At 67.2% G+C, this 14780-nt stretch carries 13 protein-coding genes; 4 read left to right on the top strand and 9 right to left on the bottom strand.

Annotated features, from left to right (window positions below):
• Positions 1 to 6: 6 nt before the first annotated feature.
• Complete coding sequence (locus OSH10_RS21565; protein WP_266334590.1) at positions 7 to 1032, bottom strand: class I SAM-dependent methyltransferase; 1026 nt, start codon at positions 1030 to 1032, stop codon at positions 7 to 9.
• A gap of 133 nt (positions 1033 to 1165) precedes the next feature.
• Positions 1166 to 2092 (bottom strand): 4-hydroxybenzoate octaprenyltransferase, encoded by a 927-nt coding sequence (ubiA, locus tag OSH10_RS21560; RefSeq protein ID WP_266334588.1) that lies wholly within the window; start codon positions 2090 to 2092, stop codon positions 1166 to 1168.
• Positions 2093 to 2308: 216 nt separating this feature from the next.
• Between ubiA and purD the strand changes: the two genes are divergently transcribed.
• The 4 genes from purD to OSH10_RS21540 all read left to right on the top strand — a co-directional run bounded on the left by purD (position 2309) and on the right by OSH10_RS21540 (position 6417).
• Positions 2309 to 3571, top strand: a complete 1263-nt coding sequence (purD, locus tag OSH10_RS21555) for a phosphoribosylamine--glycine ligase (RefSeq protein WP_266334710.1) — start codon at positions 2309 to 2311, stop codon at positions 3569 to 3571.
• Between the two features lie 116 nt (positions 3572 to 3687).
• The gene (locus tag OSH10_RS21550) at positions 3688 to 3912 is read left to right on the top strand and encodes an alkylphosphonate utilization protein (RefSeq protein WP_266334586.1); all 225 of its coding nucleotides are present in this window, start codon (positions 3688 to 3690) and stop codon (positions 3910 to 3912) included.
• Between the two features lie 184 nt (positions 3913 to 4096).
• Positions 4097 to 5923 carry a DNA mismatch repair endonuclease MutL gene (gene mutL / locus OSH10_RS21545; protein WP_266334584.1) on the top strand — a complete coding sequence of 609 codons (1827 nt, stop codon included), beginning with the start codon at positions 4097 to 4099 and terminating at the stop codon, positions 5921 to 5923.
• Positions 5924 to 6192: 269 nt separating this feature from the next.
• Positions 6193 to 6417 (top strand): DUF2093 domain-containing protein, encoded by a 225-nt coding sequence (locus tag OSH10_RS21540; protein WP_266334582.1) that lies wholly within the window; start codon positions 6193 to 6195, stop codon positions 6415 to 6417.
• Positions 6418 to 6640: 223 nt separating this feature from the next.
• On the opposite strand, the gene OSH10_RS21535 is transcribed toward OSH10_RS21540, so the two are convergent.
• From OSH10_RS21535 to OSH10_RS21505, 7 genes are read right to left on the bottom strand one after another with little or no spacing between them, the layout of a single operon-like run.
• Positions 6641 to 8302, bottom strand: coding sequence for a hydantoinase B/oxoprolinase family protein (locus OSH10_RS21535; RefSeq protein ID WP_266334580.1), 1662 nt, complete (start codon positions 8300 to 8302; stop codon positions 6641 to 6643).
• The gene (locus OSH10_RS21530; RefSeq protein WP_266334578.1) at positions 8302 to 10380 is read right to left on the bottom strand and encodes a hydantoinase/oxoprolinase family protein; all 2079 of its coding nucleotides are present in this window, start codon (positions 10378 to 10380) and stop codon (positions 8302 to 8304) included. Before OSH10_RS21530 ends, OSH10_RS21535 begins: the two co-directional genes overlap by 1 nt.
• Position 10381: 1 nt before the next feature.
• The gene (locus tag OSH10_RS21525; RefSeq protein WP_266334576.1) at positions 10382 to 10939 is read right to left on the bottom strand and encodes a GAF domain-containing protein; all 558 of its coding nucleotides are present in this window, start codon (positions 10937 to 10939) and stop codon (positions 10382 to 10384) included.
• Between the two features lie 12 nt (positions 10940 to 10951).
• Positions 10952 to 11782 carry an ABC transporter ATP-binding protein gene (locus OSH10_RS21520; protein WP_266334574.1) on the bottom strand — a complete coding sequence of 277 codons (831 nt, stop codon included), beginning with the start codon at positions 11780 to 11782 and terminating at the stop codon, positions 10952 to 10954.
• Positions 11779 to 12684 (bottom strand): ABC transporter ATP-binding protein, encoded by a 906-nt coding sequence (locus OSH10_RS21515; RefSeq protein ID WP_266334572.1) that lies wholly within the window; start codon positions 12682 to 12684, stop codon positions 11779 to 11781. The genes OSH10_RS21520 and OSH10_RS21515 overlap by 4 nt, the downstream gene beginning before the upstream one ends.
• Before the next feature lies 1 nt (position 12685).
• Complete coding sequence (locus OSH10_RS21510; protein WP_266334570.1) at positions 12686 to 13558, bottom strand: ABC transporter permease; 873 nt, start codon at positions 13556 to 13558, stop codon at positions 12686 to 12688.
• 1 nt (position 13559) lies between these two features.
• Positions 13560 to 14588 carry an ABC transporter permease gene (locus tag OSH10_RS21505; protein ID WP_266334569.1) on the bottom strand — a complete coding sequence of 343 codons (1029 nt, stop codon included), beginning with the start codon at positions 14586 to 14588 and terminating at the stop codon, positions 13560 to 13562.
• Between the last annotated feature and the right edge of the window lie 192 nt (positions 14589 to 14780).

The raw sequence follows: 14780 nt of genomic DNA, 5'->3' as shown, positions 1-14780 counted from the left end.
CGTTCCCTACGGTTCGAACAGCACCAGGCTCGCGGGCGAATGCGCCAGCGGGCGCACGGAGACGCCGCTGAAGCCGGCGGCCCGCGCGATCTCTCCCAGTCCGCTCGCCGTATAGGCGTCCCCCTGCGGCGTCGTCGCCAGCATCACCAGCGCAAAAGCCGCCGGGAATGGCGGCGAGACCCGATCCTCGTTCGGCACGAATTCGACCGCGAGCACCCGGCCGCCCGGCGCGAGACTGGCCCGCACCTTCTGCATCAGCCTGGCGCAGGTCGCGATGTCGAAGTGGTGCAGGAAGTTCGGCAGCATCACGAGATCGTAGCCACTGCCCCAATCGACATCGAAGGCGCTGCCCGCGACCGTCCGGTAGCGGGACGCCACGCCGGCCCGTTCGGCATTGCTCCGGGCGAGTTCGAGCACGGCCGCCCAGTCGACGGCGGTGATCTCCGCATCCGGCAGCGCCTTGGCGACCTCGATACCGAACATGCCGTGGCCGGCGGCAATATCGAGGATTTTGCGCGGCCGATCCGGCCAGCTTGCCACCTCGGCGGCGACGCCGCCGGCGCTGGCGACCACGACGGGAATCATCGCCTCGGCAAATTTCAGCCATATCGGATGATCCGGCGCCATGTTGGCGAGACCCATGGAGCCGCCATGGCGCACATAGGTCACCGGATCTTCCAGGAAGAGATCGAGTTGTTCCGGCGCGCTCAGGAAATCGACGACGCTGCCCATATAGGCGGGCGACCTGCGGTCGAGGAAAACCTGGCTGGATGGCGTCAGCCGGTAGTGCGCGCCGGTCTTGCTCATGAAGCCATGCGCGGTCAGGAAATCGCACAGGATGCGGACGCCGCGTTCCGAAGCCCCGGACTTCGCCGCGATCCGCTCGCTGGTATCGTCACCCGCCGCGATCGCCGTGAACAGTTCCAGATCGATCGCCGCCTTCAGCGCGGCTGTCTTGTGGAAGCCGAGAATGGCGTCGACGATGGCGGCGGGATTGATATCGGCGACGGCTGCATCGGGCATTGCGGACATGCGCATTCCCTCCCACACAAATCGGTTCTGAAGATCCGTCCAGCACTGCAATCTGTCGCGCAATTAGCGCGCCAGCCCCGCTGGATCTTCAAGTGACGTGTTCGTGAAGGCGCGGCGCGGTCTCGCGTGGCGTTCAAACGAGGCCGTTGATCACCAGGCCGGCGAACAGGATCAATCCGGCCTCGCGGTTGGACTTGAACAGGCGCAGCGCCAGCGCCTCGTTGTCGAGCCGCACGCGTGCGACCTGCCAGCCGAGATGGGCGGCGGCGAGCGCCAGCCCGAGCCAGGCGACCCAGCCGATGCCGGCGGCCCAGAAGGCCCCCGCCCAGAGCAGCACCGCGCCGGCATAGAGCAGGCCGACGATCTGCGGCGCGCGGTCGCCGAACAGCCGCGCGGTCGAGCGCACGCCCATGATCTTGTCGTCCTCGATGTCCTGCAGCGCGTAGATCGTGTCATAGCCGATCGTCCACAGCACGCCGCCGGCATAGAGCAGCACCGGCGCCAGCGCCAGGCTGCCGAACCAGGCCGACCAGCCCATCAGCGCGCCCCAGGAAAAGGCGAGGCCGAGCACCAGCTGCGGCCAGTCGGTGATCCGCTTCATGAACGGATAGGCGGCGACGACCAGCAGCGAACAGAGCGCCAGCACGACCGAAAACCAGTTGAACGACAGGAGCACCGCAAGCCCGGCCAGCGCCTGGAGCACGAGGAAGATCTTGGCGCCGCGAACGCTGACCTGGCCGCTCGGGATCGGCCGCGACCGCGTGCGGGCGACGCCGGCATCCAACTCGCGGTCGACGATGTCGTTATAGGTGCAGCCGGCGCCGCGCATCGCGACCGCGCCGATCCAGAACAGGACGAGATGCGCCAGATCGGGCCAGGTCGCGCCGGCGACGTTGCTGGCCAGCGCCGACGACCACCAGCAGGGCAGAAGCAGCAGCCACCAGCCGATCGGCCGGTCCCAGCGCGCCAGCCGCGCATAGGGACGCAGCCAGGCCGGCGCATGGCGATCGACCCAATTGCCCCGGGCGGCGTCGGCGACGGTTCCAGGACTGAGGCTCATCGGGACTCTCTCGCGATTTCGGATTTCCTGGCCTGTCATACCGCCAGTTGCGAAGCCGCGCCAAGCCCATGCGGCGCTACCGCCGCGCCGGATCGCCGCGCGACGGGGAGGAAAACCCACCGCGCCAGCGCTTTCCGGATTCGACAAGCGAGCCCCTGCTTGCTAAGCGCCGCGCTAGGAATTCAACCACGGGCAGCTGGCATGACCGAGACGCGCATCAACATTCTCCTGATCGGATCGGGCGGCCGCGAGCACGCGCTGGCCTGGGCGCTCCGGAAATCGCCTCGTCTCGGCCAGCTTTTTGCCGCCCCCGGCAATCCCGGCATCGGCGCGCTCGCGGAACTGGTGCGGCTCGATCCGTTCGACCATCACGCGGTGATCGACTTCTGCCGCCACAACATGATCGATTTCGTCATCGTCGGCCCGGAAGCGCCGCTGGTCGCCGGCCTTGCCGATGCGCTCGACGGCGCGAACATCCGGGTGTTCGGCCCCGGCCAGGAGGCAGCCCGCCTCGAAGGCTCGAAGGGCTACACCAAGGATCTCTGCGCCGAGGCCAACATCCCGACCGCCGCCTACCAGCGCTTCACCGAGGCAGCGCCCGCGCGCGACTATGCGACCAGGATGGGCGCGCCGATCGTCGTCAAGGCGGACGGCATCGCCGCCGGCAAGGGCGTCGTCGTGGCGGAAACGCTGGACGAAGCGCATGCGGCGATCGACGCCTGCTTCGACGGCGCGTTCGGCTCGGCCGGCGCCGAAGTCGTGGTCGAGGAATGCCTGGTCGGCGAGGAGGCGAGCTTCTTCGCCATCTGCGACGGCGTGAACGCCGTGCCGCTCGCAACCGCCCAGGACCACAAGCGCGTCGGCGACGGCGACACCGGCCCCAACACCGGCGGCATGGGCGCCTATTCGCCCGCCCCGGTGATGACGGAAGCGATGATCGAGCGCACCATGGCCGAGATCATCCGCCCGACCATGGCCGCGATGGCCGCCCGCGGCGCCCCGTTCAAGGGCGTGCTGTTCGCCGGCCTGATGATCACCGCCAAGGGCCCCGAACTGATCGAATACAATGTCCGCTTCGGTGACCCGGAATGCCAGGTGCTGATGATGCGGCTGGAGAGCGACCTGCTCGAACTGCTGCTCGCCGCGGCCGAAGGCAGGCTCGACGGCGTCACGACGCAGTGGCGGGACGAAGCCGCGCTGACCGTCGTCATGGCCGCCAAGGGCTATCCGGGCGACTATGCCAAGGGCACGCCGATCGCCGGCATCGACGCCGCCGATGCCCTGCCCGGCACCAAGGTGTTCCAGGCCGGCACCGCGCTGGTCGACGGCAGGCTGGTCGCCAATGGCGGCCGCGTCCTCAACGTCACCGCGCTTGGCGCGAGCGTCGCCGAAGCGCAGAAGCGCGCCTATCAGGCCGTCGACACGATCGACTGGCCGGACGGCTTTTCCCGCCGCGACATCGGCTGGCGCGCCGTCTAGGCACTCGCGGCGGGAGACGGTTTCCCGATCCCGCCCGACCCGTTCCCTACCCCTCACCCGGAGCGTCGCTCCACCCCTGTCTTTGGGAGAGGTGAAACAGAGCAAGGAGATACCCCATGTCGGACGAGATCATCGTGCGCGACAGCAACGGAACACAGCTCAAGGACGGCGATTCCGTCTCGCTGATCAAGGACCTCAAGGTCAAGGGCACGTCGGAGACGATCAAGCGCGGTACGGTGGTGAAGAACATCCGCCTGACCGACGACCCCGACACCTTCGAGTGCAGCACCAAGCAGGTAAAGGGCCTCGTGCTGCGCGCCGAGTTCGTCAAGAAGGCCTGAGTTCGCCTCGACATCGGACCAGCAAGACCCTCGGGACCAGCAAGACCCTCGCCGCATGCGGGCGAGGGTCGGTGCGAAGGCCTTGCCTGACGCCCGCCACAGGCGATCCGCGTCCCTCGCATGTCGGCTTCCCTCGCCTTGGCGAATCCGGCACGATCGCCGGCCAACAGCCAGATTGACCGCCATGACCACCGTTCGCCGCCTGACCGAAGACATGATCAACCGCATCGCCGCCGGCGAGGTGGTCGAGCGGCCGGCGAGCGTCGTCAAGGAACTGGTCGAGAACGCCATCGACGCCGGCGCGAAGCGGGTCGAGATCGTCACGGCCGGTGGTGGTGCGTCGCTGATCCGCGTCACCGACGATGGCGGCGGCATGACCCATGACGATCTCGGCCTCGCCATCGACCGCCACTGCACTTCCAAGCTCACCGACGATCTGCTCGATATCCGCACGCTCGGCTTTCGCGGCGAGGCGCTGGCCTCGATCGGCGCGGTGGCGCGGCTGTCGATCGCCTCGCGCCATGCCAGCGAGCCGCATGGCTGGGAGATCGTGGTCGAGGGCGGTCTCGTCCATCCGCCGCGCCCGGCCGGCCTCAATTCCGGCACCCGGGTCGAGGTCACGGACCTTTTCTTCTCGACCCCGGCCCGACTCAAGTTCCTCAAGGGCGAACGGGCCGAATCGAGCGCCATCACCGACATCGTCAAACGCCTCGCCATGGCGCATCCCGAGGTGCGCTTCTCGCTCGCCGGCAGCGACCGGGGCGCGATCGACTATCCGGTGGCCCATGGCGACGAGCCCTTCGTCGAGCGGCTCGGCCAGATTCTGAGCCAGGACTTCGTCGACAATTCGCTGGCCATCGAGGCGGAACGCGAGGGCGTCCGCCTTTCCGGCTATGCCGGCCTGCCAACCTACAACCGCGCCAACGGGCTGCAGCAGTTCCTGTTCGTCAATGGCCGACCGGTGCGCGACAAATTGCTGATGGGGGCGCTGCGCGCGGGCTATGCCGACGTGATGTCCAGGGACCGCCATCCCGTCGCGGCGCTCCGCATCGACCTCGAGCCGCATGGCGTCGACGTCAACGTCCACCCGGCCAAGTCCGACGTGCGTTTCCGCGACCCGGGCCTGGTGCGCGGGCTGATCGTCGGCGCGCTGCGCAACGCCATCCACCAGGCCGGCCACCGTTCGGCGACGACCGGCGGCGGCGCCACCATCGCCGCCTTCCGTACCGGCGCACCGTCATCCTCCACCGCATGGCGTCCCTCGGCGCCGATGCCTTCGTTCGGCAACACCGCCGCCGCGCCGTCCTGGCGCGACTGGGCCACCACGCCCGCGCCCCAGTTCAGCGAAGCGGCGCAGCCGGCTTTTGCAGCCGTGAGCCAGCCCTCGGCCGATGCGCGCGCCAATGCCGTCGCCGCCAACGACCCGACCGATCGGCCGCTGGGCGCCGCCCGGGCGCAGGTGCATGAAAACTACATCATCGCCCAGACCGACCACGGCATCGTCATCGTCGACCAGCACGCCGCGCATGAGCGCCTCGTCTATGAGCGGCTGAAGACAGCGCTCGCCCGCTCCGGCGTGGCGCGGCAGATCCTGCTGATCCCCGATGTCATCGACCTGCCCGAGGACGACGTGGCGCGGCTTTTGAAGCGCGCCGACGAACTGGCCGAACTCGGCCTCGCCATCGAGAGCTTCGGCCCCGGCGCGGTCGCCGTGCGCGAGACGCCGGCCCTGCTCGGCGAACTCGACACCCGCTCGCTGCTGGTCGACCTCGCCGACGATCTGGCCGAATGGGACGACACGACGCGGCTCAAGGAAAAGCTCGACCATGTCGCCGCAACCATGGCCTGCCACGGATCGGTCCGCTCCGGCAGACGCCTGCGCCCCGAGGAGATGGACGCGCTGCTCCGCGAAATGGAAGCAACGCCCGGCTCCGGCCAGTGCAACCACGGCCGCCCGACCTATGTCGAGCTGAAGCTCGCCGACATCGAGCGCCTGTTCGGGCGAAGGTAGGCTCCGCCGTGTCTTTCTTCACCTCCGCCTGAGGATCGCGTCTGGGCATGAACCTCGATCGCCCCGGCGAAGGCCGGGGCCCATGAACACCGTCCGACGAATCCTTGGCTCAGCCCATTGGCCCTATGCCAGCACGCCTGGATGCCGGGCTCCGCCGGGATGACGCCAGAGCTTGTGTCCGACATGCCCATGCCGAAAAACGACACAGGTCGTGCAAAGCGAGATCCACGCTGTTGCACATGGCGGCGTTCCGCACGATATTCCCGCTCATGAACCGTATTGATCCAGCCGGGCGCGGCGGCGAAGCGCGCATTCGTTATCTCGATGGCGACTACCAGATCCTGTCCCCGGGCGCCTTTGTGCGTTGCGCGGTGACCGGCGGCGTTATTCCGATCGACGAGCTCAAATACTGGAACGTCCAGCATCAGGAGGCCTATATCGACCCGGCCACCTGCGTCGCACGCCACAAGCAGCTCGGCCTGACCTGGCGCTGAGACCCGTCGCGGGCCCTTTGAGCCCGCGCCATTTCGCCGGCAAGCAAGCCCCTCACCCAACCCTCTCCCGCAAGCGGGCGAGGGCTTTTTTTTGTGCCCGTGCGGTTACAGCAGCGGGCTCGACCTGCCCCCTCTCCCGCGCGCGGGAGAGGGCTGGGGTGAGGATCTTCCCTAACGACAAAACCGGTGCGGCGAACCCCACCGGCCCCTGCTCACTCCGATATCAGACCTCGACGCCGTAGACCGTTCTGGCCCGTTCCACGCTCAGATAGCCGTTCTTGACGTCCTCGATCACCGCCGCACGGTCGCGCTTTTTCGGGTCGCCATAGCCGCCGCCATTGCCGGTCACCACCCGCACGATGTCGCCCTGGTTCAGTTCGACGCCGGTCGCAAACGCGTAGCGCTTGCGGCTGCCGTCGGTCTTGATGACGTCGACATGGTTTGCCGTGCCGTCATGGCCGCCTTCCATGCCCCAGGGCAGGATGCGCGAGCGCGTATAGCCGCAGGTCAGGAAATTGCCGTCGGCACGGACGCGGTAATCCATGCGGATGCCCTTGCCCCCGCGCCACTGACCCTCGCCGCCCTCTTCCGGGTTCAGCGCCAGCTGGTCGACGAACAGGCCGTAACGCGCCTCGGCGATTTCGGCCGGGCAGTTGAACGTCTCGCCGTGGAAGCCGGAGAAGATCGCATTGTTGCCATCGCGGCCGGGCATGGCGCCCCAACCGCCGATCTCCGGCTCGACGATCGTGTAATGACGGCCAGTATCGGGATGCGGGCCGCCGACGACGGTGCCGCAGATCGAGGCGAAGCTGCCGGCCGAGAGCTTTTCCGGCAGATGCTGCGCCAGGCAGCGCAGGATCAGGTCGAACACCCGGATCTCGACCTCGTAGTAGAAGGCGTGCGCCGCCGGCTCCTGCGCGTCGAAGATCGAGCCGGGGCGCGTCTTGACGACGAGCGGACGGAACGATCCGCCATTGGCAGGGGCCGAAACGTCGGTCACCGCCTTGATCGCCATCTGGCAGGCGACGATGACGCCGTCGCGGCTGGCATTGTTGGGCGTCGGCGTCTGGTCGGGGTTGTCGATCAGGTCGACGATGAATTCGTCGTCGGTGATCTCGACCGTCACCTTGTAGATCTGGCCGCTATCCTGTTCCTCGGCGAAGGAGAACTTGCCCTTGGGCAAGTCCTTCAGCGCCTTCAGCGTCACCTGCTCGCCATAGTCCATGAAATGGTCCATGGCGGCGACGAAGGTGTCCTTGCCGTATTTGTTGACGAGATCGAGGATGCGCTTGTCGCCGATGCGAACGGCCGCGATCGCCGCCCACATGTCGCCCTTGAGATAGGCCGGCAGGCGGGAATTGACCATCATCAGGTCCATCACCGCCTGGTTGGACACGCCCTTCTCGATCAGCTTGATCGCCGGGACGCGCAGGCCTTCCTGGAAGATCTCCTTGGCGTCGGTCGACATCGAGCCCGGCACCATGCCGCCGACGTCGTTCCAGTGCGCGATGTTCGCGGTCCAGGCGACGATCTCGCCCTCGGCGAAGACCGGCATGACCAGGACCATATCGTTCAGATGGGTGACGCCGCCATAGAACGGGTCGTTGGTGGCGAAGACGTCGCCCGGATAGATCGCGGTGACGGGATGCTTGCGCAGCACCGCCTTCACCGCCTTGTCGAGCACACCGATGAAGGCCGGAATGCCGGCGCCGGACGAGGCGATCTCGCCATCGGCGGCACAAATGCCGGTGCCCATGTCGAGCACCTCGTAGATGATGGCGCTCATCGCCGTCTTGCGCATCGCCGCGAACATCTCGTCCGAAATTGCCTGCAGCGAGTTCTGGATGATGTCGAAGGTGACGGGATCGTGGGTCGGGTTGCTCATCACTTGGCCCCCAGTTCGATGTGGGTGTTGCCGTAGGCGTCGATCGACACGCGATTGCCCGGATGGATCACCACCGTGGTGCCGGGGTCCTCGAGGATGGCGGGGCCGGCAAACGACATGCCGGGCCCCAGCTTCTCGAGGTCGTAGATCACGGCCTCGTGGACGCCTTCGAGCGCATAGTCGACGTCGCGGCGGCCCTTGACCGCCTGCTCGATCGTCGCGCCGGTCTTCGGCAGTGCGATCATTTCCAGCTTGCCGACCTCGGCGGAAGCCACGAGATGCAGGCCGACGATCTCTACCGGCGCGTCGAGGCGATAGGTGTATTCGCGCTCATAGGCGGCGTGGAAATGCTCGATCATCGACTGGATCGCCGCATCGTCGACAAAGGTCGCCGGCAGCTCGACCTCGACGGCGTGTTCCTGGTTCTGGTAGCGGCACTTGATGAAGGGCACGAGCTTGACCTTGTCGGCCAAGACCCCTTCCGCCTCGAACTGGCGCAGCGCCCGGTCGCGGGTCTCGCCGACCAAATTCGCCAGCGCCGTGGTGCGACCGTCGCCACCCTCGATCAGGCGGGTGACAAAGTAATCGCGGCGCAGGTCGGACATCATCATGCCCCAGGCCGAGAATACCGACGCGCCGCGCGGGATCACGACCTTTTTCATGCCGAGCTCGGTGGCGAGCGCCACCGCATGCATCGCGCCGCCGCCGCCGAAGGCGACGAGCGTGAAGTCGCGCGGGTCGTGGCCGCGGTTGAGCGAGACCAGCTTCAGCGCGTTGATCATGTTGTTGTTGGCGATGCGGACAATGCCGCGCGCTGCTTCGATCGGCGACAGCCCGAGCTTCCCAGCCAGGGCGCCGAGGGCGCCGTTGACCGCGGCCATGTCGGCCTGGATGGTGCCGCCGCAGAAATAGTCCTTGTCGATGCGGCCGAGCGCCAGATTGGCGTCGGTGGTCGTCGCCTGCGTGCCGCCGCGCGCATAGGCGGCGGGACCCGGCTTGGCGCCGGCCGATTGCGGGCCGACATGCAGCTTGCCGAAATCATCGACCCAGGCGATCGAGCCGCCGCCATTGCCGATCTCTACGAGATCGACCACGGGCACCATGATCGGATAACCGGAAGACGTGCGATCGCGCTCGATCCAGTAGTCGGTCATGATCTTGACGTGGCCGTTCTCAATCAGCGAGCACTTCGCCGTCGTGCCGCCAATGTCGAGCGCCAGCACGTTGGGCTCGCCGATGATGCGGCCAAGCTCGGCCGCGCCCCAGAAACCCGAGGCCGGGCCGCTCTCGACCATGGTGATCGGGATCTCGCGCGTCGCCGAAAGCGAATCGACGCCGCAATTCGACTGCATGACGTAGAGCTGGCCGCCGAAATTCTTGGAAGCCAGGCCGTCTTCGAGCCGGCCGAGATAGCGGCTGGCGACGGGCTGGACATAGGCCGACAGCACGGCCGTCGAGGCGCGCTCATATTCGCGCCATTCGCGGGTGATCTGGTGCGAGGCGACGACGGAGACTTCCGGCCAGAGCCGGCGGATCTCGGCCGCGACGGCTTCCTCATGGCGGGGGTCGGCATAGGAATGCAGCAGGCAGATCGCGATCGCCTCGACGCCCTCGGCGCGGAAGTCTTCCAGGATCGCCGGCAGGCCCGAGAGGTCGAGCGGCGAGCGCTCCGCGCCGGTATAGGCGATGCGGCCCGGCACTTCGCGGCAGAGGTAGCGCGGCACGAAGGGTTCGGGCTTCACATATTGCAGGTTGAAGAAGTCCGGCCGGTTGCCGCGTGCGATCTCCAGCACGTCGCGGAAGCCTTCCGTCGTGATCAGCGCCGTGCGGGCGCCCTTGCGCTCGGTCAGCGCGTTGATGACGACGGTGGTGCCATGCGCGAAGAAGGCGATGTCGGCGGGGCCGACATCGGCCTTGGCGAGCACGTTGAGCACGCCCTGCTCGAAATTCGGCGGCGTGGTGTCGGATTTGGCGGTGCGGACCGTCTGGCGGCCGGTCGCCGTATCCGTCTCGAAGTAGACGAGGTCGGTGAAGGTGCCGCCGACGTCGGTCGCGACGCGGATCGTCTTGTCGGTCATGTCAGGCCTTCTCGTCGCGGATCTTCGACGCCTGTTCGGTGACGGTGGCGGCCAGGATGCCGATCGCCGCGAAGGGGCGCAGCGCCATGGCGCGCTCGACCTTTTCGGGCGTGTAGGCGCCGGCCTTGTCGAGGATGTTGATGGTGCCAAGCACGCTGCCCTCGAACACGACCGGCACATTGATGCAGGAGCCGCAGCCGAGCGACTGGATCAGCTCATGATCGTGGAAGACGGTGGCGATCTCCTCGATCGTGTTGGCGACATAGGGCTTCTTCTCGCCGAAGACGAGATCGTTCCACGTGCCGGCGGCCGACTGCTTGTAGCCGGAGGTCGGGTATTCCTGCGGATGGTTGGAATAGAGCCGGCGCGACATGCCGGTGTCGAAATCCGCGCTCATCACCGTGAAGATGATCGCGCCGACTTCGCGCTGATAGAGTTCCTCGACCTTGGCGAGCGTCGCGGTCGGCTGGTCCTGCTCGCCCAGCGCCGCGATCAGCGCGTCCCAGGCCTTGGGGTCCAACACGGGATCGGCGGCGTTCCGCTCTGCGGTGGTGCTCATGCTGTTTCCTTCCTATTCGGCCCCGGCCGGAACTGGCGCCCCGGCACGGATGGCGGCGCGCAGCGCCGCCTCGGCCTCCGTCACGACGGGAATGGCTCCGATCAATTCGCGCGTATAGGCGCTCTTCGGATCGGAGAAGAGGGTTTCGACCGGCCCGGTCTCGACGAGGCGTCCCTTCTGGAACACGCTCACCCGGTCGGCGATGGCGCGCACGACGGCGAGGTCGTGCGTGATGAAGAGGTAGGTCAGCCCCCGCTCCTGGCGCAGCCGCTGCAGCAATTGCAGCACGCGCGCCTGCACCAGAACGTCGAGGGCCGAGGTCGGCTCGTCGAGCACCAGCAGTTCCGGCTCGCAGGCAAGCGCCCGGGCAATGGCGATGCGCTGGCGCTGGCCGCCGGAAAGACCGCGCGGCGAACGGCGGGCATGTTCCGGCTCCAGCCCGACCTCCTGGAGCAGCGAGGCCACGCGCGCATCGCGCTCGCTTCTGCGGCCGAGGTCATGCACGTCGAGCGGCAGGCGGATGGAAGCGCCGACGCTGCGGCGCGGATTGAGCGCCGAAAGCGGGTTCTGCTGCACCAGCTGGATCGCGCGCTTCTGCTCGCGCGTCCGGCTTCGCCCAAGGGTCGCGCCATCGAAGCGGATTTCGCCCGAGGTGGCGCCGATCAGGCCGAGCACGAGGTTGGCGAGCGTCGTCTTGCCGGATCCGCTCTCGCCTACAATGGCGTGGCACTCGCCGCGCGTGAAGGCGAGCGAGACATCGTCCAGCGCCGCGACGCTGTGGCCATCGGCGGAGAACACCTTGCCGAGGCGGTCGAGTTCGAGAATGGGGGCGTTGCCAGTCATGCGAAGGCCTCCGTCGGCTCGCCGCAGCCCTCATGCACGATGAGTGGGCTCTCGAATTCCGGGCTGCGCTCCGGCAGGTCCGGCAGGCCGCCGCCCGAGATCTTCGGGATCGCGGCGAGCAGCGCCCGCGTATAGGGATGGCGCGGATCGTTGAAGAGCTGGGCCGTCGTGCCGTGCTCGACGATCCTGCCGCGATAGATGACATAAACCCGGTCGGCGAATTCGCGGACGACGCCGAGATTGTGCGAAATCAGCAGCACCGAGGTGCCGGTCTTCTCGGTCAGTTCATGCATCAGGTTCAGCGTCTGCGCCTGCACCGTGACGTCGAGCGCCGTGCCCGGCTCGTCGGCGATCAGCAGTTGCGGCCGGTTGGCGAGCGCCATGGCGATCATCACGCGCTGGTTCATGCCACCGGAAAGCTGGAAGGCGTAGCTGTCGAGCGCGCGCTTCGGATCGGGGATCGAGACCTCGGCAAGCGCCGCCTCGGCGCGAAGGTCGGCTTCGTCGTTGGAGATCGATCGATCGCCGGAGCGCAGCACGTCGCGGAACTGGCCGCGGATCTTGAAGGTGGGGTTCAGCGCCGAGGTCGGATCCTGGAAGATCATGGCGACGCGGTTGCCTCGTCGCCGCGCGATTTCCGGTCCACCCTTGGCGGCATCGATGCCGTCGAAGAAGATCGAGCCCGACACATGCACCCGCTTCTGGTCCTGCAGCAGGCCCATGGCGAGGCGCGCGGTCACCGACTTGCCGGAACCGGATTCGCCGACAAGGGCCACCTTCTCGCCCGGCCGGATATGCATCGAGATGCCGTGCAGCACCGGCGTCGGGTGACGGCGGTCGCCAAAGGCAAGGCGCAGGCCGCGGATGGCAAGGACCGGCTTCTGGAGCGTGTTGCTGGCCATCTCAGCTCTCCGCCTCGAAGGCTTCGCGCAGGCCGTCGCCGACCAGGTTGAAGCCGAGCACCACGAGCAGGATCGCGATCGCCGGGAACACCGTCAGCCACCAGGCATCGGGCATGTATTTGGCGCCATCGGCGACCATCGAGCCGAGATCCGGCGTCGGCGGCTGGACGCCGAGACCGAGGAAGGAGAGCGAGGACGCCATCAGGATGACGAAGCCGATATCGAGCGTCATCTTGGTCAGGATGGACGGCCAGCAATTCGGCAGGATCTCACGGAACAGGATATGCGCCGTCGACGCGCCGACCGTCTCGGCGGCCAGCACATAGCCCTCCTGCGCCTCGGCTCGGGTGACGTTGTAGATCAGCCGCGCATACCAGGGCCACCACATGGCGGTGATCGCCAGCATGCCGTTCAGCAGCGTCGGCTCCAGGAAGCCCATGATCGCCATGGCCAGCACCAGAGGCGGCACGGCCAGGAACACATCGGTGATGCGCATCAGGATGTAGTCGGTCCAGCCGCCCTTGTAGCCGGCGACCAGCCCGACGATGACGCCGATCGGCGTCGCGATGGCGAGCACGACGATCGCCATGATCAGCGACAGCCGGTAGCCGTAGATGATGCGGGTGAACAGGTCGCGGCCGATCACATCGGTGCCGAACCAGAAATCGGCGCTCGGCGCCGCGTTCATCGCGGCGAAATCACCCGTGGGCCCGACATGGTCGGGATAGGGCGTGACAAAGGGGGCGAAGATCGCAAGTCCCACGATCGCCACGACGATGACGAGGCCGATCACCGAAAGCGGATCGGCGCTATAGGCGGTCCAGGCCTTGGAGCGGGTGCGCGAAGCGAGGACCGGGGAGCCGGGTTCCGACATCTTATGCCCTCCCCGCTGCGAGACGGATGCGCGGATTGATGACGTTCACCAGGATGTCGACGATGATGTTCACGATCAGGAAGGCGGCGGCGATGATCAGCACCGTGCCGACGATGGCATCGAGATCCTTGCGGAGGATGACCTCGACGCCGTAGCGCGACAGGCCGGGCCAGCCGAACACCTTCTCGACCAGGAAGGCGTTGCCGAGCATGGCCGCGAATTCAAGGCCGAGGATGGTCAGGGTCGGGATCAGCGCCGGCCGGAAGGCATAGCGGGTGGCGATCCGCCGGGCGGGAAAGCCATAGGCGCGCGCCATCTCGACATAGGGCCGCTCATAGACCTCGTTCATGTTGGAGCGCGTCAGCCGCGCCGTCTGGCCAAGGCCCGACATGGCCAGCGCCAGGGATGGCAGGATCAGGTGGTGCAGCGCGTCGAGGAAGGCCGCGCCATCGCCGGCGAGCAGCGTGTCGATCAGCATGAAGCCGGTCACCAGCGGCGGCGCCACGGTCGATTGGGCCAGCTGGCCTTCGATCGGGAACCAGCCCCAGAAATAGCCGAGCACCAGCTGCAGGATGACGCCCCAGACGAAGGCCGGCGTGCAGACCCCGAGCAGCGCGATGAGCCGGCCGACATGATCCGGGAAACGGCCGCGGAAATGGGCCGACAGGATGCCGAGCGGCAGGCCGATCAGCACCATCAGGATGCCGGAGACAAGGACCAGCTCCAGCGTCGCCGGCAGGAACTGCGCGATATCCGTCGTGACCGGGCGGTTGGTATAGAGCGAGGTGCCGAGATCGCCTCTGGCGAGCGACTTGACGAACTCAAAATACTGCACCGGCAGCGAGGCATCGAGATGGCGCTCCAGCCGGAGCGCGGCGACCTGCTCGGCGGTCGCGTTGGGTCCGAGCGCGATACGGGCCGGGTCGCCCGGCATGACGCGGGCGATCGCGAAGATCAGCATCGAGATGCCGATCAGGACGATCAGCGCGGCACCGAGACGATGCAGAAGGGATCGGAGGATGTTCGCCATGGTCTACCCGCTCGCTGGGCCTTTTTCTTCACCTCTCCCTGGTGGGAGAGGTCGGAGCGAAGCTCCGGGTGAGGGTTTAGGAACCTATCCGGTGAGGCCGTAACCCCTCACCCGCCGGCCTCCGGCCGTCGACCTCTCCCTCCAGGGAGAGGTGAAAGCACCGCGCCCAGCCCATGCCCTGCTCCGAAGAAG

The sequence above is a fragment of the Kaistia defluvii genome, from assembly GCF_026343955.1.
Lineage (GTDB): Bacteria > Pseudomonadota > Alphaproteobacteria > Rhizobiales > Kaistiaceae > Kaistia > Kaistia defluvii.
The sequence above is the reverse complement of the archived record's forward strand: the minus strand, read 5'-3'. Positions and strand labels throughout refer to the sequence as shown.

Excerpts from the sequence above, each read along its gene's own strand:
- OSH10_RS21565 (WP_266334590.1), bottom strand. The coding sequence starts at position 1,032 with ATGTCCGCAATGCCCGATGCAGCCGTCGCCGATATCAATCCCGCCGCC.
- ubiA (WP_266334588.1), bottom strand. The coding sequence starts at position 2,092 with ATGAGCCTCAGTCCTGGAACCGTCGCCGACGCCGCCCGGGGCAATTGG.
- OSH10_RS21550 (WP_266334586.1), top strand. The coding sequence starts at position 3,688 with ATGTCGGACGAGATCATCGTGCGCGACAGCAACGGAACACAGCTCAAG.
- mutL (WP_266334584.1), top strand. The coding sequence starts at position 4,097 with ATGACCACCGTTCGCCGCCTGACCGAAGACATGATCAACCGCATCGCC.
- OSH10_RS21540 (WP_266334582.1), top strand. The coding sequence starts at position 6,193 with ATGAACCGTATTGATCCAGCCGGGCGCGGCGGCGAAGCGCGCATTCGT.
- OSH10_RS21535 (WP_266334580.1), bottom strand. The coding sequence starts at position 8,302 with ATGAGCAACCCGACCCACGATCCCGTCACCTTCGACATCATCCAGAAC.
- OSH10_RS21530 (WP_266334578.1), bottom strand. The coding sequence starts at position 10,380 with ATGACCGACAAGACGATCCGCGTCGCGACCGACGTCGGCGGCACCTTC.
- OSH10_RS21525 (WP_266334576.1), bottom strand. The coding sequence starts at position 10,939 with ATGAGCACCACCGCAGAGCGGAACGCCGCCGATCCCGTGTTGGACCCC.
- OSH10_RS21520 (WP_266334574.1), bottom strand. The coding sequence starts at position 11,782 with ATGACTGGCAACGCCCCCATTCTCGAACTCGACCGCCTCGGCAAGGTG.
- OSH10_RS21515 (WP_266334572.1), bottom strand. The coding sequence starts at position 12,684 with ATGGCCAGCAACACGCTCCAGAAGCCGGTCCTTGCCATCCGCGGCCTG.
- OSH10_RS21510 (WP_266334570.1), bottom strand. The coding sequence starts at position 13,558 with ATGTCGGAACCCGGCTCCCCGGTCCTCGCTTCGCGCACCCGCTCCAAG.
- OSH10_RS21505 (WP_266334569.1), bottom strand. The coding sequence starts at position 14,588 with ATGGCGAACATCCTCCGATCCCTTCTGCATCGTCTCGGTGCCGCGCTG.